This is a genomic window from Flavitalea plasmicola, assembly GCF_030546645.1.
Taxonomy (GTDB): Bacteria; Bacteroidota; Bacteroidia; order Chitinophagales; family Chitinophagaceae; genus Puia.
In genome coordinates this window covers 392,729-419,562 of the sequence record NZ_JAUOTO010000001.1, presented here as the reverse complement: position 1 = coordinate 419,562, position 26,834 = coordinate 392,729, and the positions used below count along the sequence as shown (strand labels likewise).

General features: G+C 52.1%; 20 protein-coding genes and 1 tRNA gene. 5 read left to right on the top strand and 16 right to left on the bottom strand.

Going from position 1 to position 26,834, the window contains the following annotated elements; translation table 11 throughout:
- Positions 1-21: 21 nt before the first annotated feature.
- The 9 genes from Q4E93_RS01620 to Q4E93_RS01580 all read right to left on the bottom strand — a co-directional run bounded on the left by Q4E93_RS01620 (position 22) and on the right by Q4E93_RS01580 (position 12,157).
- Positions 22-1,170, bottom strand: coding sequence for a SusE domain-containing protein (locus Q4E93_RS01620; protein WP_303582336.1), 1,149 nt, complete (start codon positions 1,168-1,170; stop codon positions 22-24).
- Positions 1,171-1,198: 28 nt separating this feature from the next.
- Positions 1,199-2,830: a RagB/SusD family nutrient uptake outer membrane protein gene (locus Q4E93_RS01615; protein WP_303582335.1), complete on the bottom strand. Its 1,632-nt coding sequence runs from the start codon at positions 2,828-2,830 to the stop codon at positions 1,199-1,201.
- An 18-nt stretch (positions 2,831-2,848) separates the two neighbouring features.
- Complete coding sequence (locus Q4E93_RS01610) at positions 2,849-6,355, bottom strand: TonB-dependent receptor (RefSeq protein ID WP_303582334.1); 3,507 nt, start codon at positions 6,353-6,355, stop codon at positions 2,849-2,851.
- Positions 6,356-6,393: 38 nt separating this feature from the next.
- Positions 6,394-7,425 carry a FecR domain-containing protein gene (locus tag Q4E93_RS01605; protein ID WP_303582333.1) on the bottom strand — a complete coding sequence of 344 codons (1,032 nt, stop codon included), beginning with the start codon at positions 7,423-7,425 and terminating at the stop codon, positions 6,394-6,396.
- A gap of 45 nt (positions 7,426-7,470) precedes the next feature.
- A complete protein-coding gene (locus Q4E93_RS01600; protein WP_303582332.1) occupies positions 7,471-8,034 on the bottom strand; it encodes an RNA polymerase sigma-70 factor in 564 nt (187 codons plus the stop codon).
- Between the two features lie 302 nt (positions 8,035-8,336).
- A complete protein-coding gene (locus tag Q4E93_RS01595) occupies positions 8,337-9,536 on the bottom strand; it encodes an AGE family epimerase/isomerase (protein ID WP_303582331.1) in 1,200 nt (399 codons plus the stop codon).
- Complete coding sequence (locus Q4E93_RS01590) at positions 9,526-9,996, bottom strand: NUDIX hydrolase (RefSeq protein ID WP_303582330.1); 471 nt, start codon at positions 9,994-9,996, stop codon at positions 9,526-9,528. The genes Q4E93_RS01595 and Q4E93_RS01590 overlap by 11 nt, the downstream gene beginning before the upstream one ends.
- Before the next feature lie 28 nt (positions 9,997-10,024).
- Complete coding sequence (locus Q4E93_RS01585) at positions 10,025-10,720, bottom strand: response regulator transcription factor (RefSeq protein WP_303582329.1); 696 nt, start codon at positions 10,718-10,720, stop codon at positions 10,025-10,027.
- A gap of 9 nt (positions 10,721-10,729) precedes the next feature.
- The gene (locus Q4E93_RS01580) at positions 10,730-12,157 is read right to left on the bottom strand and encodes a sensor histidine kinase (protein ID WP_303582328.1); all 1,428 of its coding nucleotides are present in this window, start codon (positions 12,155-12,157) and stop codon (positions 10,730-10,732) included.
- 167 nt (positions 12,158-12,324) lie between these two features.
- Between Q4E93_RS01580 and Q4E93_RS01575 the strand changes: the two genes are divergently transcribed.
- From Q4E93_RS01575 to Q4E93_RS01565, 3 genes are all read left to right on the top strand, one after another.
- Complete coding sequence (locus tag Q4E93_RS01575; protein WP_303582327.1) at positions 12,325-14,628, top strand: GH92 family glycosyl hydrolase; 2,304 nt, start codon at positions 12,325-12,327, stop codon at positions 14,626-14,628.
- A gap of 2 nt (positions 14,629-14,630) precedes the next feature.
- Positions 14,631-15,350 carry a basic secretory protein-like protein gene (locus Q4E93_RS01570; protein WP_303582326.1) on the top strand — a complete coding sequence of 240 codons (720 nt, stop codon included), beginning with the start codon at positions 14,631-14,633 and terminating at the stop codon, positions 15,348-15,350.
- A gap of 75 nt (positions 15,351-15,425) precedes the next feature.
- Positions 15,426-16,823 (top strand): alpha-L-fucosidase, encoded by a 1,398-nt coding sequence (locus Q4E93_RS01565; RefSeq protein WP_303582325.1) that lies wholly within the window; start codon positions 15,426-15,428, stop codon positions 16,821-16,823.
- 2 nt (positions 16,824-16,825) lie between these two features.
- Here the strand turns inward: Q4E93_RS01565 and Q4E93_RS01560 are convergent, their stop codons facing one another.
- From Q4E93_RS01560 to Q4E93_RS01545, 4 genes are all read right to left on the bottom strand, one after another.
- Positions 16,826-17,260, bottom strand: a complete 435-nt coding sequence (locus tag Q4E93_RS01560; protein ID WP_303582324.1) for a hypothetical protein — start codon at positions 17,258-17,260, stop codon at positions 16,826-16,828.
- A 695-nt stretch (positions 17,261-17,955) separates the two neighbouring features.
- The gene (locus tag Q4E93_RS01555) at positions 17,956-19,251 is read right to left on the bottom strand and encodes a relaxase/mobilization nuclease domain-containing protein (RefSeq protein WP_303582323.1); all 1,296 of its coding nucleotides are present in this window, start codon (positions 19,249-19,251) and stop codon (positions 17,956-17,958) included.
- Positions 19,236-19,556, bottom strand: a complete 321-nt coding sequence (locus Q4E93_RS01550) for a hypothetical protein (RefSeq protein ID WP_303582322.1) — start codon at positions 19,554-19,556, stop codon at positions 19,236-19,238. Before Q4E93_RS01550 ends, Q4E93_RS01555 begins: the two co-directional genes overlap by 16 nt.
- A gap of 136 nt (positions 19,557-19,692) precedes the next feature.
- Complete coding sequence (locus Q4E93_RS01545) at positions 19,693-20,403, bottom strand: hypothetical protein (protein ID WP_303582321.1); 711 nt, start codon at positions 20,401-20,403, stop codon at positions 19,693-19,695.
- A 59-nt stretch (positions 20,404-20,462) separates the two neighbouring features.
- On the opposite strand from Q4E93_RS01545, the gene Q4E93_RS01540 reads away from it, so the two are divergent.
- Positions 20,463-20,533: transfer RNA gene (locus Q4E93_RS01540), tRNA-Gln, on the top strand.
- A gap of 70 nt (positions 20,534-20,603) precedes the next feature.
- Positions 20,604-20,813 (top strand): hypothetical protein, encoded by a 210-nt coding sequence (locus Q4E93_RS01535; RefSeq protein ID WP_303582320.1) that lies wholly within the window; start codon positions 20,604-20,606, stop codon positions 20,811-20,813.
- Between the two features lie 81 nt (positions 20,814-20,894).
- On the opposite strand, the gene Q4E93_RS01530 is transcribed toward Q4E93_RS01535, so the two are convergent.
- The 3 genes from Q4E93_RS01530 to rfbD all read right to left on the bottom strand — a co-directional run bounded on the left by Q4E93_RS01530 (position 20,895) and on the right by rfbD (position 26,828).
- Entirely contained in the window at positions 20,895-22,706 is a 1,812-nt protein-coding gene (locus tag Q4E93_RS01530; RefSeq protein WP_303582319.1) for a M28 family peptidase, read from the bottom strand.
- 50 nt (positions 22,707-22,756) lie between these two features.
- Positions 22,757-25,606, bottom strand: coding sequence for a T9SS type A sorting domain-containing protein (locus tag Q4E93_RS01525; RefSeq protein ID WP_303582318.1), 2,850 nt, complete (start codon positions 25,604-25,606; stop codon positions 22,757-22,759).
- A 352-nt stretch (positions 25,607-25,958) separates the two neighbouring features.
- Positions 25,959-26,828 carry a dTDP-4-dehydrorhamnose reductase gene (rfbD, locus tag Q4E93_RS01520; protein ID WP_303582317.1) on the bottom strand — a complete coding sequence of 290 codons (870 nt, stop codon included), beginning with the start codon at positions 26,826-26,828 and terminating at the stop codon, positions 25,959-25,961.
- Between the last annotated feature and the right edge of the window lie 6 nt (positions 26,829-26,834).

Genomic DNA, 26,834 nt, shown 5'->3' with positions numbered 1-26,834 from the left:
GAAAAGTGGTGTTAGCGGGGTTTACTCTTTCTGATAGTTTTCCGTATAGGCAGGATCCGTCGCACGCAGCGAGATCCAGAAGTCGGTGATGGTATTGTCAGGAAGATAGGTTTTGTCGAACTTCCAGCTCCAGTCATACTGGCTGCTGTTGTTGGCATCGAAGTTGATCGTCTTGTAGGCCAGCGCATGCGGGTACTGTCCATCCTGCCCGGGGCTGTCGCCTGCCGAATAATTAAGCCACTGGTCCTTGTCGCCCGTACCGTCGTTGATGACCATCTTGTATTTATAGCGTTCTTCCCGGCCCCAGGGCACGGCATCCAGGACGACCTTGTAGCCATTATACCGCCATACGCCATTGGAAGTGTATGGCAGGGTAAACCAGAAAGTATTGCCGTCACAATACCAAAGCTGAATGGACTTGACCTCTATCATGCTGCTGTTGATCTGATCGAAATTGATCCGGATACGTACGATCTTCGAGGCGCCGGTGAATGTGTTGCTTCCGTCCGGAACGATGCCATGGTCATCTGCCAGGTAGAATTTCCGGGCTGTGCCGGTGAGTCCATCCACAAACTGGTAGGTGCCGGCGCTGAGCTTTGTATAGATCTCGAATACGCCGTCGGGCAGACGTTTCATCTGGAGCGCCTTGGTAATATCGTCGCCCGTCTCAGTGGCTGTGCCCGTGATATACAGCGCCGTGGGTGGATTGTTGAAGCCGGCCGGCCTTTCCAGGTCGATGGTCCTGGATTCCTTCGCTTTCACCCTATTGGTTCCTTTTGAAGAGAATACAGTCCATATGAATTTCTTACGATCGTAAAAGTCGGCGCCGCCCAGGGCGGCGATCCTGTTGAGATCGCTGTGGGCAAGGGTCAGTGTATTCTGAATGCCTTTGCCATCGGAGACCACGGTATAAAAGGGCTTGGAAAAATCGCCGCCTGTCTGATCGAAAGCTACTTCATACAATACCAGCGAGCCATCTTCCGCCCTGGCCTGCTCCCACTGGAAGGTCTGTGACGGATTGTTCTTCGGGTCCAGCTTGATATATTGATTGTCCACCGGCGTATACAGCGTCGCTACGGCCGTCACGTTGAGATCGATGCTCCGGGTGTCTTTTTTGCAGGCCCCCAGCATCAAGGCCAACACAAGAGGGAGAAACAGCTTATAATTCATATGGTGTATTTTGTATTGTTAGTAGTGGTTATTGATAATTTGGATTCTGACCGAGCTTCGGGTCTCTCGCGATCTCCGAGGACGGCACGGGCCACAGGTAATGTTTGTTCTTATCGAAGGTCCGCAGCTGCATACGGATATAGCCATTGTCGGTAGCGGGGTCCCCGTATCTGGCGCCATGGGCCCAGCCATTCATGACATTCTCGGCGATCTTCCACCGGCGGATGTCATCCGTCCGTATGCCCCCCTCAAAAGCGAATTCGGACCTTCTCTCATTCCGGATGATGGCTGTGAGGTCAGCCGCGCCGCCGGGAAAACCCAGCGCAGCCGGATCGGTGAATCCTGCCCGCTGGCGCAACGCTCCGATGGTCTTATCCCATACATCCGCCGTCATCTGCCCGAGGCTGTTCTTTGCTTCCGCATACATCAGCAGCACCTCTGCATAGCGGATCAGGATGAGATTGCTGCCGAATTGCAGTGTCGGGACGGATAATGAGTCGAAATATTTCCGCCAGTAATATCCTGATGCCGTGCCCTGACCTGAAGTCTTGTACTCGTTCGTCCCGGGCTGGCTGGGGTCGGACCCGGGTTCGATATAAATGGTTTGCGTTGATCCGTTGGGGTTCTTCCAGGTGAACTTATGATAGACGACGGTGGCCGTCAGCCGGGGATCGCGGTTGTCATACGGATGGGCCTCATCATACCCCGAACCTGCATCGGCGATGGCCTTGCCATTCATCATGATATAGGAGTTCACCAGCTCCTGCGTAGGCGCCAGGTTATTGCCCCGCGCACCGACGGTGATGGGAGCAAAATCCACGTATTCGCCCCACATCCGGCTATTCAGCACATATTCCAGGTCCAGGATGACCTCCGGATTATACTTCGTGGATTTGAACAGGCTTTCGTAATTATTAAAGAGGCTATATGTGCCATTTTGTGTCTGGTTGTTCATCAACTGCTCGCAGATGGCTACGACCTCGTCCATGTGGCCGCCTTCGTACAAGAGCACGCGCGCCTTCAGCGCCAGGGCGGCGCCTTTGGTGATCCTTCCCCTATCGGTGTTTGCATACTGGTCGCGGGTGGGCAATGCGGCGGCGGCAGCATCCAGCTCGTCGGTGACGAATTTGATCACTTCCGCATGCGGTGTGCGCGTCAGCGCTTTTGCCTGATCGGGCGTGATATCCTCTTTCAGCAACGGGACATCGCCCCACCATTTTGCCAGGTTGAAATGATGCCAGGCCCGGACAAACCGCGTTTCCGCCTTCATCCTTTCCCGCGTGGCGGCAGGGAGGGTGGTATTTTTATCGACGTTCGCCAGGAAAATATTACAGGATTTGATGCCGGCATAATAGAAGATCCAGTCACTGGCAAACCTGTCCAGGTCGATGGTGAAAGTGCCTGCGGAAATGGCATCCACATTACCTGCCGAAATCCCCAGCCGCGTGTAGGCGTTATCGCTGAGCGCCTCGTTGTAGAAATACCGGTTGCTGTTGTAAATGCCGCTGTATATATTGTTCAGCGCGTTGTTGACATTGTCGTCCACCTGCCAGAAAGTAAGCTCGGTATACCTGTCGCTGGGCGCCAGGTCCAGCTTCTTACAGGCGGCGAACGACCACACCAGGACAACAAGAGGAATGATGAATTTTTTGACTGTCATATGGCGATGATTGGATAATTAAAGGAATGTGATGTCGATGCCAAACCCGGTGAAAATGGGCATGGGGTAGGCTCTGCCGCTATTAGCGCCTACGCCGAACCCGGTGTTGTTATTGAATTCGGTGATCTCCGGGTCCAGGAAGTTCAGCTTACTCAGGGTGACGAGGTTCTGGCCGGTGAAGTAGATCCTTGCTTTCTGGATCTTCGCCTTCCTCGTAAGCGCCTGGGGCAGCGTATAGCCGATCTGCAGGTTCTTCAGACGGGCGTATGCAGCATTGAAGAGGAACAGATTGGATCCCGTTCGATAGTTATTGGTATTGGACGGGCTGCCGTTCTCCGCCAGCTTGGGCCTTTTCGCATTGGGATGCGTCGGCGTCCAGAAATCCGTCTGGTGCGTATACATCGTGCCGCTGTACCCTACGTGAAAAGGTTCCACCTGTTCGCCCCGGATCATTTCATCCCGCTTGCCAACCCCCTGTATAAAGAGCATGACATCGAAACCTTTTATACTGGCGGTGTACGTGAAGCCATAGGTATAGCGCGGGAAAGGATTGCCAAGGATGAACTTGTCATTCTGATCGATCACGCCATCCTTGTTCCTGTCCACGAATTTCAGGTCGCCCGGAGTGACGGTGGATCCGGCGAAACGGGGATATTTATTCACGTCGTCCAGCGTCTGGAAGAAGCCATTGGTCCTGTAACCCTGGTACACCGTGATAGGCTGGCCTACCTTCCGGATGATCTGGTATTCCTCCATCTGCTGGATCTGCTGGCTCTCGCCGCCGGACAGCTTGCGCAGCTCATTGAGGTTGTCCGAGAGATTGGCTGTAAAGGTCTGGGTCAACAGTTTGCCCGTCCAGGTATACGTTGCCCTGATCTCCCAGCCGCGATTCCTCACCTCCGCTACATTGTAGTCGGGCAATTCGTTAGGGGGCACTCCAAAAGCGCTGGGGATATCCTGTCGCTTGTTCAATATATCACGGGTGGTCTTGTCAAAATAATCCAGGCTGACGTCCAGCTTCCTGTTAAGCAAAGTGAAGTCGCCGCCGATGTTGAAGGTGGCAGCTTTTTCCCAGGTCACTGCAGGATTACCCAATACATACCTGGCCCCTGTGACCGTAAGATCATTGAAACCATATGCCGCCTGGTAATTGGAGAAGTTGGTCTGGTAGCGGTAGGCATCGATATTCTGGTTGCCCAATATGCCGTAGGAAGCGCGCACTTTCACGTCGCCTACCCTATTCTTCACGTCCTGCATAAACCCTTCTTCCGTCAGCCGCCAGGCCACAGCGCCGGAAGGGAAGAAGCCCCAGCGGTTGCCGGCCGCGAATTTGGAGGAGCCGTCAAAGCGGAAGTTGAACTCGGCAAAATATTTATTGCTGAAACTATATGCGGCACGGCCAAATGCGGAGTTCAGGCTGGTCTCTGTCGTCGCAGGGTATTGATTAGGCTTGGTACCATTGGAGTTATAGCTGTTGGCCAGATCGATATTCTTCGGGTCGCCTGTGGGCCGGCCCAGAGCATCCGTCTGCTTCCAGATCAGCTGCGTCTCCTCACCCTTGTAACTTTCGTTGGCTGCACCTACCAGGACATGTACATCATGGACGGCTGCAAATGTATGCGCATACTCGGCCAGCAACTGGATATTGGTGAACAACCCTTTAAAGCTGTAATTGGACACGGGCCTGTCTTTGCCATAGGAGCTGCCGGGCACAAAGTCGACTTCCAGGGTGCGGCCAAAAGTACTGTTGTTGGTCACCGTTCCGCCGAAGACGCCGCGGATCTTAAAGTCATGCGCAATCGTATATTCCCCATTGAAGTTGCCGAAGACCTCGTTGTTGTCCATCTGCCTGTAGCCTCCTTTTTCCAGTATACCTTTGGGGTTCAGCTCCGCGGAAACGGCGTTGGTAAGATAGTTGCCGGCGCTGTCCTGGAAATTATAATACAATGGCACCCTGCCCGCATCCACGATCAGGTTGCCGGAGATGGAGGAATGGTCCTTTATTCTTGTCTTGGCATAGGCCAGGATGGTATTCAGCTTAAAGTTTCCCCATTCGGTGGATTGATTGATACGGAAATTGTATCGTTGGAGCCCGTAGTTGGGACCGATATAATTGCTCTTTTGATCCAGATAGCCCGCGGAGATCATATAAGTATTGGACTCTCCACCTCCTGCGATGCTGATGTTATGCGTCTGCTGCGATGCATCATGCAGGATATTGCTCAGCCGCCAGTCGCCATCGCCCTGTGTTTTGAACTGCTGGATCTGTTCAGGCGTAAAGACTGGCTGCAAACCTGAGTTCACGAGGGATTCGTTCTTATAATAAGCATTTTCCCAGGCATGCACCGGCTGATACGTGATCCGGGGAGACTGGATGCCGTAGATGCCCGTATAGTTGACAACCGGACGCTGATTGCGCCTTCCCTTTTTGGTAGTGACCAGTATGACGCCATTGGCGGCCCGGGATCCATAGATGGCGGCGCTGCCGGCATCCTTTAGAATAGACACCGACTCGATGTCATTGGGATTGAGGTTTTGGATCTGCCCGGTGCCGTCACTCGTTATGCCGTCAATGACGATGAGGGGGGTATTGTCTCCCGTAGTACCCAACCCCCGTATATTCAAATTCACAGGCTGGCCGGGCTCAAAATTCGATTGCTGTACGATCAGGTTGGGGCTGGTGCCCTGCAGCGCCAATAGCACATTGGTAACGGGCCGGTCTTCAATGGCTTTCTTGCTGATGGCATCCACGGCGCCTGTCACGGAGATCTTCTTTTGCGTGGCATAGCCAACGACCACCACCTCGTTCATCTCCTTATTCTCGGACTCCAGCCGGACCAGCAAAGACCTTTTGCCGGCCAGTGAAACTGACTGCCGTAAAAATCCTACCGAAGAGACCGTGAGGACGCCATTGCCGGCTCTTTCTTCAGGGATACGCAAGGTAAAATGACCGTCTGCATTGGTAGTGGTGCCGATATTGGTGCCGGCCAGCTGGACGCTGGCCCCTTCCAATCCTTTGCCTGCGGCATCTACGATCCTGCCTTCGATGGTGATGTCAGCGATAAGTCCGGCAGCAGCGGGTTCCTCTCTCTTCACTTCTTCACCGCTGCTGCCGCCTGCTAAAGGGGCAGCCGGCCTGGTCGGTTTGAGAATGATCTTGTCGTTGACCATCTCGAAGTTGATGTTCAGCGGCGTCAGCAGTTCTGCAAGCGCTTCATTAAGGTTTTTGTCTTTTATAGAAACAGTAACTTTCTGCACTGTGTTTACTTCATCATTGGCATATACAAATACGAAGCTGGACTGCTTCTCAATCTTTTCCAGGATCATCGCCAGCTTTTCATTTTTTGCCTGTATGCTGATCTTACGGTCTTTCACCTGGGATGCGGACCAGTTCTTCAGGGGCGAGGAAAAGGCCGTCTGCGCCCGCAGAGGGTAGGCGTTCAGCAGTAACAACCAGGCGGCTAAAAGGAAGGTCGACGAACAACGTATCAACAGCCGCCGTGAAGCTGGGGTTGCTGTATTCATATAGCAATCGTTTTAGTTGATGTGATGAATTCTGTTGGTTATGGTAGCTGTCCGGCCGAAGCCGCGATCAGCAATTCGCTATTGGTGATTTTATAGTTGAAATTCTTCGTCCTGGAGAGATAGTACATAATTTCGTCCAGGCTATTGTTCTCGAAGGAGCCGGTGAAGATGAACTCCTTTGGTCCATCGTCGAGGAATACTACTTTCTTTCCAAAATTCCTTTCCAATTCCATGGCGATCTGCTGCATGGTCAGGCCTCGGAAGATCAGCTTGCCTTCTGTCCAGGCCTTGTCTTCCTTGCCGGAAGTAATGCTGGTGCTCAGCTCCTCCTTTGTAAACGTATAGCTGACCTTATGATCAGGCGCCAGGAATACGGTGTCTTGTTTTTTACGGGACGTCCGGTATTTAGGAATGAACGCGATCCTGCCGGTGGCTACGGAAGTCTCCACTACGGATTCGTTGTCATAAGCGCGGACATTGAAGGAGGTCCCCAGCACCTGCACGGTGCCATTGGCCAGATGAATAATGAAGGGGCGGTTCGTATTTTTCGCAACGTCGAAAAAAGCCTCCCCGTTGAGATAGATCTCCCTTGTTGCTCCTTTGAATATTTCGGGATATTTCAACTTGCTATCTGCATTCAGCCAGATCTTGCTGCCATCAGGGAGCTGTATGATGCTCTTTGTGCCTTTTGCGTTACGCTTTTCCATCATCAAGGCCAACGCAGCTCCCTCCGTCCTTACGGGCCGGCGCAGATAGGCAATGGCCCCGATAGCCAGGAGAATGACGACAGCGGCGGCCACTTTCACCCACTGGCTGATCTGCCGTGCGGGCCGCTCCATTTTCACGGCAGTTGCCGGAAGCTGGAGTCTTCCCAATACCTTCCGTAAATTCTCTTCCACCGAGGGATGCGTCTCATCATCGCGGCGGGACCAGAACTGGTCGAGGATCTTTCCCCTTTCGCCGGCTCCGGCGTCTGAGGATAAGAGATCCTGCAGCTCTCGCAGCTCTTCCGGTGTTGCTTCCCCGGAGAGTTTGCGGGTCATTAATTCCAGTATGCGGTCCTTGTTCATATTCTGAGTCGTATACAATAAAGACAGGGAAAAAAGGAAAATTACTTACAGGCGGAGGAAAGATTTTTCGATGATCTTATCCAGTTTTTTGATCGCACGGAAGAGCTGGGTTTCCACAGTACGGGGTGAGATGTTGAGGATCTCCGCCACCTGCTTGTAACGGAACCCTTCCTCCCTGATGAGCCTGAAAACGGTGCGGCACCGGTCGGGCAACTCATCAATAGCCTGCCTGAGCCGGAAATGGAGCTCTTTTAATTCCAGCTCTTTATTAGGGTCATGAAGGTCGATCAGCTGCCCCTGGGAGGTGTCGGGCTCTATGGAGACATGGTAAGGGGAATATTGGGCCAGATAATTCAGGGAATGATTCCGAACGGCCACGAAAAGGTAGGTTTCCAGGTTGTGGATGCCGCTGAGCTCCTCCTTCTTGTCCCAGACCTTCATCATGATGTCATTCACGATCTCTTCGGCCACCTCTTTTTTATGAAGGTAGAGCATGGAAAAATTGAACAGGCGGGTGAAGAACAGCCTGTACAGGTCTTCGAAAGCCCGCTGGTCCCCGGCGGTAACAAGCTCTTGTAAATGCGTTAGCTGGTTGGCGTCAATTTTCATTTGGCAGTGCCTCACCTAATAAGACAGGTAAAATTATTCTTTTACTTACAGGGCTGAAAGATTTTTTGCCTTTTATTCTTTGCCGGCAGCTATATAGCCTTCCAGCGCTGTACTTTTTGTTGGCGGCAGCTATGAGCCTTCCAGTGCTGTATTTTTCGTTACCATTGAGCATTGGTTCTTTGTTGTGCGGGTGTTCTATTGGACGGTGGTGGCTGGATGACCGGCGCAAAATAAGGCACTTCCAGGCCATAGCTGACCGCCTGGCCGCGGAGTATGCGAGTGGAGCATTTAGCAGTCTACAGTCACGTATAGGCAGGCTCAAGCCGCCTGATCACCTCAATACAGGCCCGGCTATTATGATAAGGACATTTCCAGAAGCCGGCCTTGTCCTCTCCTTCCATGATGGCGCCATCCGCCGTGCGGCCCCAGAACCATTCCCCCTTCTGCCCATCGATGATATACTTTTTCGTATACGTCCAGGCGGCCTGGAAAATCCGGTGAAAATGCATTTCTCCCGTCAGCTGCCAGGCGTTGAGAAAGCCTACGATCGCCTCGGCCTGGACCCACCAGTGCCTTTCGGCGATCAGGCGGTTGTCTTCCCGGGAGAACTCATAGCTCAGGCTGCCATCGGGGTTCAATCCGCCCGTCGACGCAATGGCGATCTTTACGGCCAGGTCCTTCGTTTCCCGGATAAGGGCCTGATCCCCCAGCGCTTCCGCCGCTTCCAGCAACAACCAGGAGGCTTCGATGTCATGGCCATAGGAAATGAAATCAGACCGCAATGCCCAATCCTCGTCAAAGAACAGGTGAAGGTGATGGGTGCGGAGGTCGATGATATGATCGGTGAAAACGTCGATAAGGTGGCGGATTTTTTGGGCAAGATGGTCATCAGGCCAGACACGATAGAGATTGGTGTACGCCTCCAGGATATGGAGGTGGGTATTCATCGTCTTTTTTTCATTTGCATCCTTATCGCTGAGGCGCAGGTCCGCAATAGGCTGCCAGTCACGGGTGAAGGCCTCCATGTAGCCTCCCCGGATCCTGTCATAGCTGTGGTCCTCTATATCCCTGTATAATTTTTTAGCCAGCTCCAGCACATCATCATCAGCCTTAGCCTGGTGAAATTCCGCCAAGGCATAAATGACAAAGGCTATCGCATAGATCTGCTTCTTTGTATCCGCGGGCTCGCCGCTGGCTGTAACGGACCAGTACACGCCCCCCAGCTGCTGGTCAACAAAGTGTTGCCTGATATAGGCCAGGCTCCTTTCCGCCAACTGCAGATAGCCGGGGTCCTCTTCCAACAGGTAGGCCGCGGAGAAGCTCCACAGGATCCGGGCATTCAGCACCGCCCCCTTCACGGCGCCCTCCACCACGTGGTTGTCATTGGTCAGCCTGCCATAAAATCCTCCATGGGCATTGTCAATGGTGAACTGCCGCCAATAGTCCAGGATATGCCTCAATTCGTCACGGAACTCCGCCTGCAAGGCTGCATTATTTTCCATCCCCGGAAGTTAGGGATGTTAATTCATCCAGCAAGGCCGTCTGTGCGGGATTGATGATCTGCGAGGCCGTAGCTATGTCAAACCATGCGCCTTTGCTGACCTCGGGAAAGGATTGCATGCGCCCGCTCCGGGGCGGCCATTCCATTTCAAAAGTATTGCTTTTGATAGCAGCTGCATCCAGGTCGCCGGGAGTAGCCCAGGCAAACACCTGCTTGCCGCCTTTTTGACGGATGGGCGCCAACGTATGGAAGGGGCCCGGGAGGAGGTGACCTGTCTCTTCCTGGAATTCCCGGACAGCTGCGTCCAGGGCGGTCTCATTGCCGTCGAACTCCCCTTTCGGGATCGTCCATGCACCAATGTCCTTGTTCTTCCAGAAGGGGCCTCCAGGGTGAACAAGGAATATTTCCAGTTTTTTATCCAACATCCTGTAAAGAAGGATGCCGGCGCTCTGCTTCTTCATAGAATTATATCAGCAAAATATCAGCCAATTATTCCTGCACATTGAACACGAACCCCACTCCGTATACATTATCGATGCTGACAAACTCCGAGGCGCTTAAATGTTTCCTCAACCGCGAGATGAAAACATCCAGGCTCCTTCCCAGGAAATAATCATTCTCCCCCCACAGCTGCGTCAGTATCTCCTCGCGCCGGAGCACCCTGTTCTCATTCCTGAACAAATAATCCAGCAATTCAGACTCTCTCGGCGTAAGCACGATCTCTTTCTGCCGTCCGATGTATAGCTTCAGGGTATCTTTATAAAATTGTACATCGCCCCGGACGATGGAGCCACGGTTGACGGGCGTGGCGGCGGGAATTCGCCGGATGATATTCCTGATCCGAAGCACCAGTTCATCCACATCGAAAGGTTTTGTGATATAATCGTCGGCGCCAATCTTCAGACCGTGCAGCCTGTCGGCCTTTTCATTGCGTGCCGTCAAAAAGAGGAAAGCAATCTCATGTCCAAGACCGACGATCTTTTCCGCCAGCTGGAAACCATCCATTTCGGGCATGGAGACATCGATGAGCACGATGTGATAATGCCGTGGGTCCTTCCGAATCTTCTCATAGGCCAGCTTGCCATTTTGCAGCCAGTCCACGTCAAAGTCCGAGATCTCCAGGTACTGCTTCACCACATTGCCCAGATCGGCCTCGTCTTCTACCAAAAGCACTTTTGTCTTCATTGCTATCATTTAAAACGGAATACTGATGATAAATTCACTGCCTTCTTCTTCCTTGCTGTCAAGCTCAATTTTCCATCCGTGGGCGTCGACAGCCTGCTTCACATAAAACAATCCCAATCCCAACCCTTTCACCTGGCCATGATTGTTCTTCATATTCCTGTAAAACTTTTCAAATACATGTTTGCGGATCTCCGGCGTCATGCCGATGCCATTGTCCTTTACTGTAATGGTAACGCCTTTTCGATCTTCCATCGTCGTGACGGTGATCTCTTTTTCTTCCCTGTTGTTGTATTTAATGGCATTATCAAAGATATTGAGAAAGATGGTGGTGAACCAGAATTTGTCCAGAGGCACCTTATCGTGAGCTGCATGCTTGTGCAGGTTGAAATGGGCATTGGTGCCCGAAAGCTTCAGCCTATAATCCAGCAGTATCTCCTCCAGCAAATGATGGATGGAATGTTCCTCTTTCTGCAACGGGATCTTATTCATGGTAGTGATCTCCAGCACCTGGCTGATCAGCACGCGTAATCTCTCCGACTGCCGCTGTACCACCTCTGTCAATGGCAGGATACTTTCCTTATTGGAGATGATCTTTTCATTCTGCATGGTCTTGTTGGCAACGATGATCGCTGCCAGGGGTGTGTGGAACTCATGGGTGATGCTGTTGATGAAGTCGGACTTCATCTCGGAAAGCTTTTTCTGCCGGAGCCAGTTACGGAAAGTGATGAAGAAGATCAATACCACGGACAGGATGGACAGCAGGGAAAGGAGAAAGGTTGGCATCATCAGCCGGAGAACGGTCAGGCGACGGTTGAGGATGTCCACATGGAGGCCGAAGCTGGCGCCATAAGTATGGTCCGCGGGGCTGCTGACGCTGAGGAAGCCGGCCTGGTTACGGGGGGAAATATCCTGCAGGGTGCCGCCGATCAGGATGCCGCTGGGGGTCTGGATGGCTTTATCGATATGATCATTGGTCTCCTGCTTATTATACAAATTAACATACCTGTTACTCTCGAATGCAATATCAATGGACGACACGAGCAGGGCATATTCCAGGCGCCTGTTGAGTCCGTTCTTCTTTATGATGCTGTTCAGCAGGCTGTCGATGTTATTAGCTTTCCGCAAAGCCTCAAAAATACTGTCGCAGACACGCTGCTTCAGCTGCCTGAACCCGGCCGTGTCAGCCCGGTGCAGGCGTTCCAGCTCAGGCATATTGCCATAAACGAACCGATCTACTATTTTTTGTCCTCCCGGCATGATCTTGTCATTACGGATGGACGCATAGTAACCCGTCTTGATGATCTCTATCTCAGAAAGGTAGTAATGGTCATTCTTCAGCTCGTAGGTATTATACAGCAGGAAGAATTGAACGGAGGAAAGTACCAGCAGGCTGACGATAGCGATGATCTTATGTGCGGTGGTAGTAAACTTCAACATTAGCAATTTTAGCAAAGCCGAAAGGGAAAGTTATTCGAAATTTGGCTCACAAAAAAAATATCTCACAGGGCGTTTAAGATCCGTTAACAATTCATTTAATGTTTGTTGACAACATACCGGAACTGCGGTAAATATCTTTATTTCGCCCTAAACTTAAAAAACCAGGCATGAAAAAAGTCTTACTGTTGCTACTGTTGCCCGCCGGCTTCTTAGGGAGGGTGCAAAGTCAAATGATCAACAAGGTGGTGGACCCGGTGGATTATGTCAATCCGCTGATGGGGACCCAGTCCACGGGAGGCCTCTCCAATGGCAATACCTTTCCATCCATCGCGCTGCCCTGGGGCATGAATTTCTGGACGCCCCAGACAGGCAATATGGGCGACGGCTGGCAATATACCTATACGGCCGAGAAGATCAAGGGTTTCAAGCAAACCCATCAGCCTTCTCCCTGGATGAATGACTACGGCGAATTTTCCATCATGCCTGTGACAGGCGAAATGCGTTTCACCGAGAATGACAGGCAGTCCTGGTTCTCCCATAAGGCCGAGGTCGTCAAGCCCTACTATTACAGCGTATACCTGGCGGATTATGATGTAACTACCGAAATCGCCCCGACGGAGCGGGCCGCCAGCTTCCGCTTCACCTTTGCCAAGACGGACAGCGCCTTCGTGGTGGTCGACGCCTATGACAAAGAGTCCTATATCAAAGTGATCCCTTCTGAAAATAAGATCATTGGCTATTCCACCCGCAACAGCGGAGGTGTGGCAAAGAACTTTAAGAACTATTTCGTCATCGTATTTGACCGACCATTCCTCGGGCAGCACACCTGGTCTGGCAAGCAATTGGCGGACTCGCTCGAATTGCATGATAAACATGTGGGCGCCATCGTCCAATTCAGCGCTCTCCAACGGGGATCCGTCGTCAACGCCCGGGTGGCTTCCTCCTTCATCAGCATCGAGCAGGCGGAGCAGAACCTGAAAGAGACAGATCATAGTACCCTGGAATCCGTGGCCACCAAAGGCCGGGACATCTGGAACAAGACCCTCAGCCGCATCCTCGTGGAAGGGGGAACCATCGACCAGGTGCGAACCTTTTATTCCTGTCTTTACCGGATGCTCTTCTTTCCCCTGAAGCTTTATGAAAAAGATGCTTCCGGCAGGATCGTCCATTACAGCCCCTACAATGGCAAGGTAGAAGCAGGATATTTATTTGCCGGCACCGGCTTCTGGGACACTTTCCGTGCGCTCTATCCTTTCCTGAACCTGGTATATCCTTCCGTCAATAAGGAAATGCAGGAGGGGTTGATCAATGATTACAAAGAAGGCGGCTGGCTGCCTGAATGGTCGAGCCCGGGTTACCGCAGCGTCATGGTGGGCAACAACTCCGCGTCTATCGTGGCCGATGCCTACCTGAAGGGATTAAGAGGATACGATATCCATACACTGTATGACGCACTCCTGAAGGATGCCAATAACGAAGGACCCATCCCTGCCGTAGGCCGCGATGGAGTGGCTTACTACAACAAGCTGGGCTATGTGCCCTATGACGTGAAGATCAACGAAAATGCGGCCCGGACATTGGAGTATGCCTATGATGACTTCACCATCTACAAGCTGGGTAAGGCACTGGGCCGCCCTGCAGAAGAGCTGAAGCTCTACGCACAGCGTTGCCAGAACTACAAAAATCTCTTCGACCCGGAGCACAAGCTGATGCGGGGTAAGAACCAGGACGGCAGCTTCCAGTCCCCGTTCAATCCCTTTAAATGGGGTGATGCATTCACCGAAGGGAATAGCTGGCATTACAGCTGGAGCGTATTCCATGACATCCAGGGATTAGTGGACCTGATGGGCGGACGCAAAACTTTCGTACAAATGCTGGACTCCGTCTTTATCATGCCGCCCACTTTTGACGACAGCTATTATGGCGGCGTGATCCATGAGATCAGGGAAATGCAGATCGCGGGTATGGGTCAATACGCACATGGCAACCAGCCTATCCAGCACATGATCTACCTGTACAACTATGCAGGCGAGCCATGGAAGACCCAGTACTGGGTGAGAGAGGCCATGCGCAAACTGTACAAGCCCACGCCCGATGGTTATTGCGGCGATGAGGACAACGGCCAGACCTCTGCCTGGTACGTTTTCTCGGCCCTGGGTTTTTATTCGGTGTGTCCCGGCACGGACCAGTATGTCCTGGGCACTCCTCTCTTCAAGAAGACAACCATCAACCTGGAAAATGGGAAATCCTTTGTCATCAGCGCACCTGCCAGCAGCGAAAAGAACCTGTATATACAAGGCGCAACCCTGAACGGGCAGCCCTATGGAAAGAACTGGATCTCCCACTTCGACATACAGAAGGGCGGCCGCATCGACCTGTCCATGAGCGCTGTTCCCAACAAAGTGCGGGGAACGGAGTCCAGCGCCTATCCCTACTCATTCTCGACAGATAAAGACAAACCCATAAAATAAAAATGAGCAACTTCTCCATCAGGACCTTCGCATTTATCCTATTAGTATGCACAGCTACCGGGGCCAGCGCCCAGCATCGACGTCATCATCAGCCCCATGTGCTGACAGGCGATTCGCTTACGTCGGGCAAGTATACCTTGATCTTTACCAGCAACGACCCCGGCTTTGATTCTTTGACACGCCGGAACATGATCAACGTTTTTTTTACGGTCTATCCACAGGAAGTGGAACGGTTTAATAAAAATTCGCTGACAAGGATCGTTTTCTTCATCGACACCGCCTATGAAGGCGTCGCGGCGACGGGCGGCGGCGTGGCCCGTTACAGCCCGGCGTACCTGAAAGCCCATGCACAGGACGTGGATGTCGTGACACATGAGGTAATGCACGTGGTGCAGGCGTACCGCAGCTATGAACCCGGCTGGCTGACGGAAGGGATCGCGGATTATGTGCGATATGTGTATGGCGTGAATAACAAGAACGGCGGCTGGAAGCTGCCTGATTACAAGGCAGGTCAGAGCTATCAGAATGCGTATCGTGTGACGGCGAGGTTCCTGCTGTGGGTGGAGAAACATAAATACAATAAGATCGTGGACGACATGGATAAAGCCATGCGGGAAGGGACCTATACACCGGAGCTGTGGGCAAAGCTGACGGGCAAAACGGTGGATGAACTGTGGAACGAATATGCGCAGAACCCTTCTCTCGAACTCTCTTATAAATAATTTAATTTAGTGCCTGTTCTTTTTTTTAACGACCCATTGCCTTGTCGCAATGGGTTTTTTATTTAAATCATCATTATGTTCCATCGGAATTTTGCTTTCTTAACGCTGATCTTCTTTTCAACTATCTCCCATGCACAGGTGGCCTACACGAACCTCGGGGGCCTGCATGCATTGCAGCAGCAATTTGTCGACCTGCGTTTTGGCATGTTCATCCACTTCAACATGCCTACGTTTGCCAACGCGGACTGGCCGGACCCGGACCTGCCCGCTGCTGCATTCAATCCCATGAAGCTGGATTGCAGCCAGTGGGCCCGTGCGGCCAAATCAGCCCACATGTCCTACGGATGCCTCACCACCAAGCACCACAGCGGCTTCTGCATCTGGGATACAAAGACAACGGATTACAACGTAATGCACAGCCCTTATAAAAAAGACGTGGTTCGTCAATATGTCGACGCCTTTCGCGCACAGGGCCTGAAGACGATGCTCTACTATTCCATCCTCGACACCCACCACAAACTTCGCCCGGGCTTCATCACCCGGCAGCATATCGAAATGATCAAGGCGCAGCTGACGGAGCTGCTGACGAATTACGGCGAGATCAGCGCTCTCATCATCGACGGATGGGATGCACCCTGGTCCCGCATATCTTACGACGACGTTCCTTTTGAAGAGATCTATACGCTGGTGAAAACCCTCCAGCCGAATTGCCTGTTGATGGACCTGAATTCCGCGAAATACCCGCCGGAAGCATTGTTCTACACTGACATTAAATCCTACGAGCAGGGAGCGGGCCAGCATATTGCCAAAGAAGGCAACCGCCTGCCGGCCTTATCCTGTCTACCGCTGAATTCCGCGTGGTTCTGGAAAACGGATTTTCCCAGCACCCCTGTGAAAGATCCGAAGATGCTCGTAAACGAAGACATCATTCCTTATAATAAAATATACGACAACTTCATCCTGAATGTAGCGCCCAACCGGGATGGCCTCATCGACGATAATGCCCTGACTGCGCTGGCGGAGATCGGCAGGCTATGGAAGAACGAAGGGCCTGTGGCCGCACTCCCGCCGTCGGACGCGCCCATTATCTCTTCGAACCTGGCGAAAAAGCAGCAGGCGGAGGCTTCCTGGAGCGATGACATGTGGATCATGGATTTTGGCACGGATGATAATTTCAATACTTCCTGGCAGTCCAACCCCCTGGTAAAAGCGCCCTGGTACCAGGTGAATTTTGAGAAGGAAAAGGCTTTCAATACAGTGGTGATCACCGAAGCAAGATCCAATATCAGCCGGTATCGCCTGGAATATTGGCAGAATGGCGGCTGGAAGCTTTTATTCGAAGGGGAAAACAAAGGCAGGGTGAAGATCCACCGGTTTGACCGCAAATGGGGCGGAAAAGTCCGGATCTCTGTTGAAAGTTCCGACACTGCGCCGGCGATAGCGGAGTTTGGCGTGTATGACGAGCGGAGGTAAGGTTACAGCTGCTTCAACCTTTGCAACCTGGCCTGTTCGACTTTATGGATAAATTCCTCTATCTGATCATCATCCATCTGGTCCGCCATGAACCGGAGGGAATGGCCGCCTTTGGAGCAGAAGGTCACCTGGTGTCCCCGGGTGCTGAGCCAGAGGCTGAGGAAGATACCACCAAGGATAAATCCTCCGTAAATGCTGGGTTTGGTTTCCGGGTTGCCAATGCTGAGGATACCCAGCATAAAAGAGAAGGCTGCGAGTACAAGATAAAAGACGTTGCTGATATTGGCATGCTCGATGGTGGAGATGTCTTCCAGGAAAATAGTGATCCGATAGGTCCTTCCCCATTTCCTGCTGGTCATGTGGATCCGCAGGTTGGTTAGAATGATCTTGTCATCATTAGATTTTACCAGCACCGATTCATTGGATAATAGGTTCATACGCGTCAGGCTTTTCTCAAATATCCGAAAAAAAATTAGCTTACGCGCTGGAGATTGGGTATCCGTCGCTGGAGATTGAGTATGTTGTGCTATTCCCGACAGCTATGGCTTTCTGTCGCTGTAGATTGGGTACGTTGCGCTACTCCCGACAGCTATGTGCCTTCCGTCGCTGTACATTGGGTACCATTGGGCATTTGTTCTCTGGTGAGCTGGAATTGCTATTGTGCCGTGGTGGCTGAATGCGCTGGCCCAATGATAAGGCTCCTCCAGGCCTAACCGAGCGAAGCGAAGGTTACGAGCGAGGAGTGACGGAGGGAAGCGAACGTCACGAACAAGGAAGAGCAAGGAACGCAGCTCTGACGAAGTTCTAGGGACGACGTTCCGACGAAGCTCTTGATCGGATGGCCGCGGATGGGGCGAGTGGGGATTGGACAAGCGGGGTGCGAATTAGCCTTTGGGGCGAGTTTGAAGGATTAAAGGTGGTGGATTGCCATTCCGGGGCCTTGAGGTCGACCCTACCGTGCAGGAGCCTTAATTTCGATGGTGGATTTTTTTGCTTCTGTTGAATTATGTATCGGTTGATGGAGCGTCGATGCTGACAGAAAGAGAAATTACAGCGACGGAACGGTTAGGGTCGCCGACCAAGCGGAGAGAAGGTCGCCGAAAGTGCGGAGAATCGAATAGAACTCTGAAAGCTACAAATCATGCATGATGGTATGATGGTGCCTTTTGTGATGCTTTAGCACCTGCTCTTTCTGCAATGTCCTCGTCAGCTGGTCGTGCTGTGGGACGAGCTTTATCCAGAGATGGAGCTTTTTCAGGGGATCGGAGTCCTGCAGGATGCTGGATTCCTTGTGATGGGTGAGGTGCAGCTGCTGTTTATGGACCAGCTCTTCCAGGGTTTTATCCAGTTTCGTCCTTTGGAAGATCGAGAGGGCGGTGTACCTTTCCCCCAGGTCGGTGTCCCGATAGATCGTGCTTTTTTCAAAATCGATATAATAAAAACCGTGGCCATCCTGTGACTGGGTCTGGCGGCTGCGGGGAACATCCCTCACCACCAGGATACCTTCTCTCTGCAGGTTGTTGACAAGCTTTTCCAGGGGGTCGCCTTCTTTTTGTTTGAGCAAGTGCCATTCGAGATTGGCAGTAATACGTAGTTGATGGTCTTTCTTTTGGAGCTGTACCTGATTTATTTCAAACTTCTTTTCGAGATAATCCAGGGCTGGCCGGCTGTCGAAGGCGCTGGCTTTGATAGGCGCGCCGATCCTTTTTCCCTCGTCGTCCAGCATGCGGTAGTACAGGCCCCGGTGCTGATACAGCTTGCTTTGCTCACTACCTCTGTCTGCCATAACGTTGTAGCGGCTTAGGATCGCGTTGAGGTGACCGATCGAAGTATAGGCGTATCTATCCAATACATGATGCAGCACATTTTCGATGCCGGTGCGGGTCGCACCCTGCCCGTATTGAAGTCGTTGTATGTGTTGCCGGGGCGCTTGACGCAGGTGCTGGGCTTCGGGCGTCAATTCCCTGACGGGAGTCAGGTGATGGATCTTTTCCAGTTGCTGGCAGACCTGCTTAAGGTGGTAAGGAGATCGGAGATCATTGCTGATGCGGGTACCGTCATGGCGGATATTAGAGGCCACGATGTGGAGGTGGGGATGGCCGGCGTCCAGGTGCCGGTAGACCAGGGCGGGCTGATCTGCAAAACCGATGTCTTTCAGGTACCGGGCGGCGATGAGCTTCATATCCCTGTCCGAGAGCTTATCCTGGGGATGGAAATTCAGGGTCATGTGGGCCGTGTTCTTATGAACGCGCTCGCTGCGCAGGGAGCGTTCGTGCAGGCGCTCCAGTTTCTGGCTCCATTGCAGCTTGTCCGCATCTTCCCAGTAGTTGAAAGCTGCGATGAACAGGGCTTTGCCCTGGGTGAGCTTGTGCTCGTTGTAATCCAGGGTGAGGCGCGGGCGGTGGGAGCTGTCTACATATGCGAACATTGTACATATATTTTTTGGATGATGGTGCGGGTCTCTCTTATTTCTTCCAGCAGCTGCGGACACGCTTTATCGGCGGCCTTGTCTTCTATAAGATCGAGCCGGGTCTTTAAATTGATGAGGCATTCCAGGAGGTCATCCTTTGACTGGTCCCGGATCTTCATCACGACGGGCTTGTTCGTCAATATTTTTTTGACGTATTCGGTCTGGCTTTGGCAGGCAGAGGATGCAATGAGCCGCTGAACCTTCTGGAACTCGGCTTCCGTCAGACGGATGGAGATGAACCTTTTCTTTTCCTTTTCATTCATGGTAAGGTTTGCACAGGAATGTGAGCTTGTGCAACGACGAAAATAAGACGGCGGGGAGCGTCAAAATAGTCCAAAATGAGACTTTTTTTCACGAGAAAATTTCGTAAATTCTTCCTGCGCCCACTGCAGTGTAGCTTCAGTGAATATACCCTGCCAGATCCAGGTTGGCATGGCTGACCCCATTTTCCATATCCTGGTACAGAATGCGAAGCAGGAGCTTATTATCCGGCTGGCGTATGCCCAGGTCCACCTCCACCACCCGGGCTGTGAGCTGATTGGCTTGTAAAGTTTTGTTCACATCGGTCTTTTCCAGTCGCCAGGTATAGCTGTTGGATAATCCGTAGGCGATGACAAAGGTCGTGTTCATATTCCGGGAAAACGGGATGGTGTCCCCTGCAAAGGTCAATGCCTGGTGCCCGACATCGAATTCCAGGTAGTTGAGAACACGCCCCTCGCCTTCTCCCTTGAAGCTGATCTTTCCATCCCGATGCAGGATAGTGATCTTTTGCGTGTCGACAATCTTCAAGGCGGGATGAAGCTTATCCATGTTCTTTATCCTGTCGTATTCCCCCCTTGTGATACCGAATTTTTCGTCATAAGGCAGGGGCTGACCCGCAACGGCATGGCTGCTGTATTCAGTGAACCAGTCTTTATTGGCGGCGACGGCATTGTTGAATCTCAGCAATATCCGGAGGACGTCAGGAGGAAAGTCGAATTCAGTTATTTCGAACCGGGCGTCCCCGGCCTGCAGGAGGGAGTCAATAAGGGTAAAAGCCTCGGATTGAGGTGATTGGGCGGCGACACGCAGCCCGGTCACCAGCAGGATGAGACAGAGAAGATTTTTCATTACATGGCAAGATTACGATTTTTCTCATTGCCGGAAAATCCTTAGATTTGCCGTCCAATTGCCTGATAGTATAATGGTAGTACGTCAGATTCTGGATCTGAATGTCGAGGTTCGAGCCCTTGTCAGGCAACTCCCCCAAAAACTTCGCGCCTGTTGCAGGAAAGCAATGCATCATTCAACACCTTGCTAATTATTTTCCTATGCAACCCAATTCGCTTCTTTCCTTTCAGAACCTGCAAATGGATATGCTCCAGGTGGGTATCATATGCGTTATTCTTTTTGTCTTTGGCTATTGGCTGGGCACCCTAAAAAGCAGAAGGCTGATGCGGAAAATGAGCAAAATGGAAAAAAAGATCATGGACCTGAACACTGAATTATTGTATGGTCCCCGTGCGGCGGATCGTTCATGACGAGGCAGCAAAAAAAATAGCCCCCGGTCTCCCAGGGACTATTTAGCTAATGAGCGCCGGACTTCGGCGCCTTTCAGCCCACTATCTTAAAGGACGGAAGAGCATCTTTGTGCTCTGCATCGGTAATCCGTCAATCATCAGCGAACAGATATATACGCCTGGCGGCATGAGGAAACCGTGGTTGAACAACACCTCATTCAACCCTTTTTTCAGCGGCACTTTCACCCTGCTGATCTGGCGGCCGTCAATGGAATTGATGGCAAGAAAAGTCCTGTCTGCAAAAAGATCGGTGCCGGATTGTATGGTGATCATCGTTGATTCGTCAAAGGGGTTGGGCTTGTTCGGCATCAGCTGGATCCCGTAATAATCGGGAGAGGGAGGGGCTGGCGCATTGCTGTCCGGCTGCAGGTACAGCGGCACCAGCTGGGTGGAAAGGATGTATTCCGTGGAGAACTGGCTTTCCGTGTTATGATTGTCCACTGCGGCGGCGCTGAGGTAAAACGTCGTATTAGTGCCATAAGGGACCCGGATGGTATCCACACTTTTGCCCGTGACGGTGTATACAGTATCCCAGTCGTTCGTAGCAGACCGGACTGCCACCCGATAGGCCGGGGCGCCCGCAGGCGTGAATTGTACCCGGAAGCGGTTGGCAGTGATGATGGCAGCATTTACGGTGATGGTGTCTGGCCCCAATGCCACCATGGCCATTGAATTACCATTGATCAGGGCATTCCTGGCCAGGTAATTTACATCCACATACAGCGAGTCTTCGATGCCGTCATTGTTCTTATCCAGGCCCAGGCTATCCCTGATATTATGCTGCCTGTCCTTATAAGTAGATCCATTGCTGCCATCCCCGTCCTCATAGGCCTGAGTAAAGCGGACAGCGGTATAATTCAAAGGGCTGAATGCCTGGTGGTCTCCTCCCCTGCCCGTCCTGTCCTCATTCTGCTGGATCTGGATATTCATCGGTACGGTGACAAGATTGCGCAGCTGTTCTTTGTACTCCAGCTTGACATAGCGCGCCCATTGTTTGTGAGGAGAGTTGAAGCTACCCAAAGAAAACACACGTATGTCGGTGCTGTCGATGGCGCCATAGCCGGGACATCCGGGAGCGGAAGCCGTATGACCGCAGAAAATGCCACCCGAAACGTCATTGTTATTGACGGCTTTTATGAGAATATTCTGTCCAGCGAGATAATTGGCCAGCGCTTTGGCGCCGATCAATCCCTGCTCTTCGCCCGTATTGACGGAGAAGACAATGGTATTCCTGAAAGTATACTTACTCATTACACGGGCCAGCTCCATTACAAGGGCCGTGCCCGTCGCATTGTCGCCAATACCGAAAGCATTCGTCGAAATACTGCAGAGACTGTCGTTACGGCTGTCGATATGCCCTTCCACAATGATCAGGGACTTATTGGTGGTCTGGCTGCCCGGCAATACGGCAATGACATCACTGTGTTTCGTGATCAGGCTGATGCTGCCCGGACATCCGACAGAGCTGTTGGCAGGAGCATAGTTGAACTGCAGGTAACCCGCCTGCAGACGATTGTCATGTGCTGCGCTGTACTCCCTGAATTTGCTGAGGACCCAGCGCCGGGCGGCTCCGATGCCCCTGGTGGAAGACGTCGTGTCGGAGAACATATTCCTGTTCTGAAAGCTTCTCAGCTTGAACAAAGTCGCCTTCAGCGAGTCCGGCGATATTTCGTTGAGCAATCCGGCGGAAATAATATCCGGATCTGTTATGACCGTGGCCGCCTGGTAGGCGGAAGGCGTGTATGTACCTTTCAGGACATTGGCCAGCACGGTACTTGACACCGAAGGGCTGGTCTGGGCAAACAGACCTCCTGCCTGCCAAAGCAGGAAAAAAATTACTGAAGGGGTTTTCATAAGGATCTGGATTTAAGGTTAATGACACCTCACTCCCACTGATCACTGATTTACCGATTGAAAGCTTTTTTGATAAATGTCTGATCCGGCAATACGATCTGCACGAAATACACTGACACCGGCAGGGACGCCAATCCCGTCAGCGGAAGGATATTTTGTCCTCTGACGCCGGAGAATGCTGCGCTCCGCAACTGCGAGCCCTTGCTGTCCACCAGCCGGATAGAAACTTTCCCGGCTGTCGCCAGGTTCAGCTTCACGTTGAGGACATCCCGGAAAGGATTCGGCGTCACTTCCACCACGGAACTGATGTCCGCGGTATTGATGAGCACGACACTGCTGTACGAAGCAGCCCCGGAAAGATCCATCACCTGCAGCCTGTAGTAATTGGTTGCGCCGGGTGTCGGTTGCTGGTCTACAAATGTATGATTGTCCGAGGCGCCCGTCGTGCCGCCGTCGACACGCCCGATGTTCACGAAATTCGCGCCATCAGAAGAACGCTGGATGATGAAGTAAACGCCATTGGTCTCATTAAAGCTGACCCAGCTGAGCACATTGCCATCATCACCGGGCTTACCGGCGAAGGATCCCAGGGTAGTGGCCAGTACCGTCGACATATCGATGGTATAGATGGCGGGTGAAGGGTCCTGCTTACCGGCAGCATCCACATAAGCATAGTAGAAAGAGGTGCTGGTGACGGTGATGGATGTGAATTTGATCGCCAGTTTCGTGGGGTCATAATTGGGGATGGTGGTGTTGTTGGTGACCAGCACGCCATTATAATACAGCTGTTCATTGGACGGTACCTGTGTGATCACGACTTTTTTGCCAGTGCCCAACGTACCATCCTCGGGGTCGGAGCCTTTCAGGGGACCCGGGCTGGCGATGGTGCCTGCACCATTGAGGGTCATCGTGCTATTCAGGATGGGCGTGGAAATGGTATAATGCTGGTCCACCGAGTTCGGCAACTGCTCGATACCAAAGTCAATACCCGTGATATTGGACTCCACTGAATTAAAGGATTGGTTCAGCGGAGAAGTATTTATCCATGTTGCAGGAATGGAGCCCATGGGAGCATTGTTCCCAACGATCCCGGCTACAGTGGAAATAACCACCTGCATACCCGTCGAATTGATCGGGCAATTCGGCAATGAGTAGGTGCCATTGGCGGCGACAGTCGTCGTAGACAGCACCTTGTTGGTGACGGGGTCGATCAGGCTGGCATAGAGGCTGCCTCCTGCATTGACTCCCACCTCGCCCGTAGTAAATATATTGGTAAAAGTACCGGCTGCACTATTGTTGGCGTCATCCCAGACCGTACCGGAAACACTGATACAGGCCAGCTTAAGTGTTTGGGTAGTGGTCAGCTCGACTCCCCAGGCCCAGGTATTGATAAGTCGGGCATTCCCGAAGTCATTGGTCTGGTCGTTGTCTGTGTTATTACCGGAGATATTGGGTGCCGGTCTTCTCATATTGGGATTGCCGCTGCCGCTCCAGGCATGGCCCGGGGCTTTTTGTCCTACGACAGAATTGTCCCATCCGGAATCGGTCAGGTTATAGTTATTGGCAAGAACGGCCGGTATTGTGTTAGCGTCTACCCTGTACAGCTGGGAATCGTCCCAGTACAAGGTAGTGTTGATGGCGCTCTGCGGCTGCACGCCGTCCACGCTGAACCCGTTGAGGTTGAGCTCCACATCATAGAAAGGGATATTGATACGGCCTTTCCTGAAATAGAAGGTAATCGGGAACGAGGTATTGGATGGCACTGACACTCCCAGGCCATTCAAGCCATTCCAGGGATAGTTGATAATACCTGGCGACTGGCTGATCAATTCTATAAAGCGGTCGGCTGAATTAGCCTGGTACCCTGCCACGCCATTCAGATCCAGGAGCAAATAATAGTCCCCGGGCTGCGGTGCATTGAAACGGATATTATAAGGCCCCGGCGGACAGCCGGAAATAGTCGGCGTCACCAGCTGAGGCGCTATGGGCAAGGGAGAAGTGATCCATATGGTCGCATCGGGCGAATTCAGGAATACGTTGTACCCTCCTCTCAGGTATGCACTGTCGAACTTCGGCAGCACGATGGACTTGCGGTCCACCAGCCAGTTGCCATTGTTGATCACGCCAAAGCTGTTGAAGGCAACGATATACGACAATGGCTGAAAGCCTGATGTAGGAAAATACACTTTTGCAACCACGGAATCAGGCGTATAGGTAAAGAACTGGGCGTTGGAAGAACCCAGTGGATCCTGGTAGTCATGATTCGAGGGGTTATAAACGGAGAATGCCCATTCATTACAATGGACACGACCGGGAAAACGGGTTGTTACACCGCCTACGGTTTGCGCCACCGTGAGGTCGAAGTATTTCGCCAGCATGGACTCGGCGATATTATGCGTTACGCCGCCATCCGAGCTTCGGTAAAATGTGACATAGTAGTCGCCATTCTGGGTAGGGGTAAATGTCAGCGGATTGTACCCTGTACTGGGAATGCCACCGATCTTGGGTCCCAGGAAAGCCGAGATCCAGGTGCTGATAAAACCATTCCCCGAGCTCGGCAGCAGCACCGTAGCGATCAGCACGCCATTCGCTGACGCATCCTGGTAAAAGATATTCATGTAGACATCACTATAGGTAGAGATGGTTCCGGAAGGAGCCAGTGTTTCCCAGTTGAACCCATAATACAAGGTCTCTTTGGTAAAATCCTTAATACGTATGTAAATGCGCTGGTCCACGGGGGCGCCATAATAGGAGCCTACATTACCCAGGGGAAACGTGGTGGTAGTGGAAACAATGAGCCCTGTTCCGTTGGTGCTGTTGGGCATTACTTCCCGGGTGCCTTCAGCCTGTACGGCCTGTATACCGGAAAGCAACAAGAGTACGGCGTAAAAAAGTTTCATAAGTATGGATTAAGGTACGAATCCCGGAGATCTTACCCGTTCATACGAATGAGGGATCAGAGGGATCAATAATTCAACCCGAAAACTAGACAATATCCGGTGTACGTCCAAACCCGGAAAATCGTAATAACAGGAATGCGCCCATATAGGACATATTTACGGCATTATTTAGATGGTTAATAACCATTTATACATACCACATTTACTCACTTACTCGTAGTTTTACGAGTAAGAAATTTTCCACATTTAGGGTGATTTTAGACCGCTTGTACGGGTTTACACCGATCCGTTAGACTCCCGAAATGCCCACTAAGTGGTATTGCCGTGAAGACCCCTAATACCTATCTTTCGATCAAATAGAAGCCTGGAGCTTCCGGATGCAGGTGGTCAGGCCCTTCCGCCAGTCGGGCACTTCAATACCATAGGTTTTCTTGATCAGACTTTTGTCCAGTAAAGAATAATGAGGCCTTTTGGCAGGGGTGGGATACTGTGCTGTGGCGATGGGGTTCACCGGGCAGGGGCTGCCGATAAGCTCCTTAATGGCCAGGGCGAATTCATACCAGCTGATCTGTCCCTCGTTGCTGTAGTGGTAGATACCCGGCACAAAACGGGGGGCGGTGACGATCTTCAAAATAGTGTCCGCCAGGTCCGCGGCATAGGTGGGAGAGCCTATCTGATCATCGATCACGGTGAGCGAAGGCTTTTCCTTCATCAGCCGGATCATGGTCTTGACGAAATTGTGTCCGAACTCCGAGTAGACCCAGGCGGTGCGGATGACCACCGTATCCGGGTTATTTTGCAATGCCAGCTGTTCGCCTTTCAGCTTGCTGGCGCCATATACGTTGATGGGCCCGGTAGGATCGGACTCTTTCAGGGGGATGGCGGATTCCCCGTCAAATACATAATCCGTGGAAATATGGATCATTTTTGCTCCGACCGTCTTACAGGCGGCAGCCATGGCGCCCACGGCATCCCCGTTGATGACAAATGCCAGCTCCGTCTCTGTTTCGGCCTTGTCCACGGCAGTATAAGCCCCGCAGCTGATGCACCAGGAGGGATGCACCTCTTCCACCACTGAGCGTACCATTTCAGGCTGATCCAGCGGCATTTCATCCTTATCTACAAATACAAATTCAAACTGGGGATATGCTTTGCCGGCCACCTGCAGTTCGCTGCCAAGCTGGCCACCTGCTCCGGTGACGAGTATTTTCTCTTTTGCCATGGGACG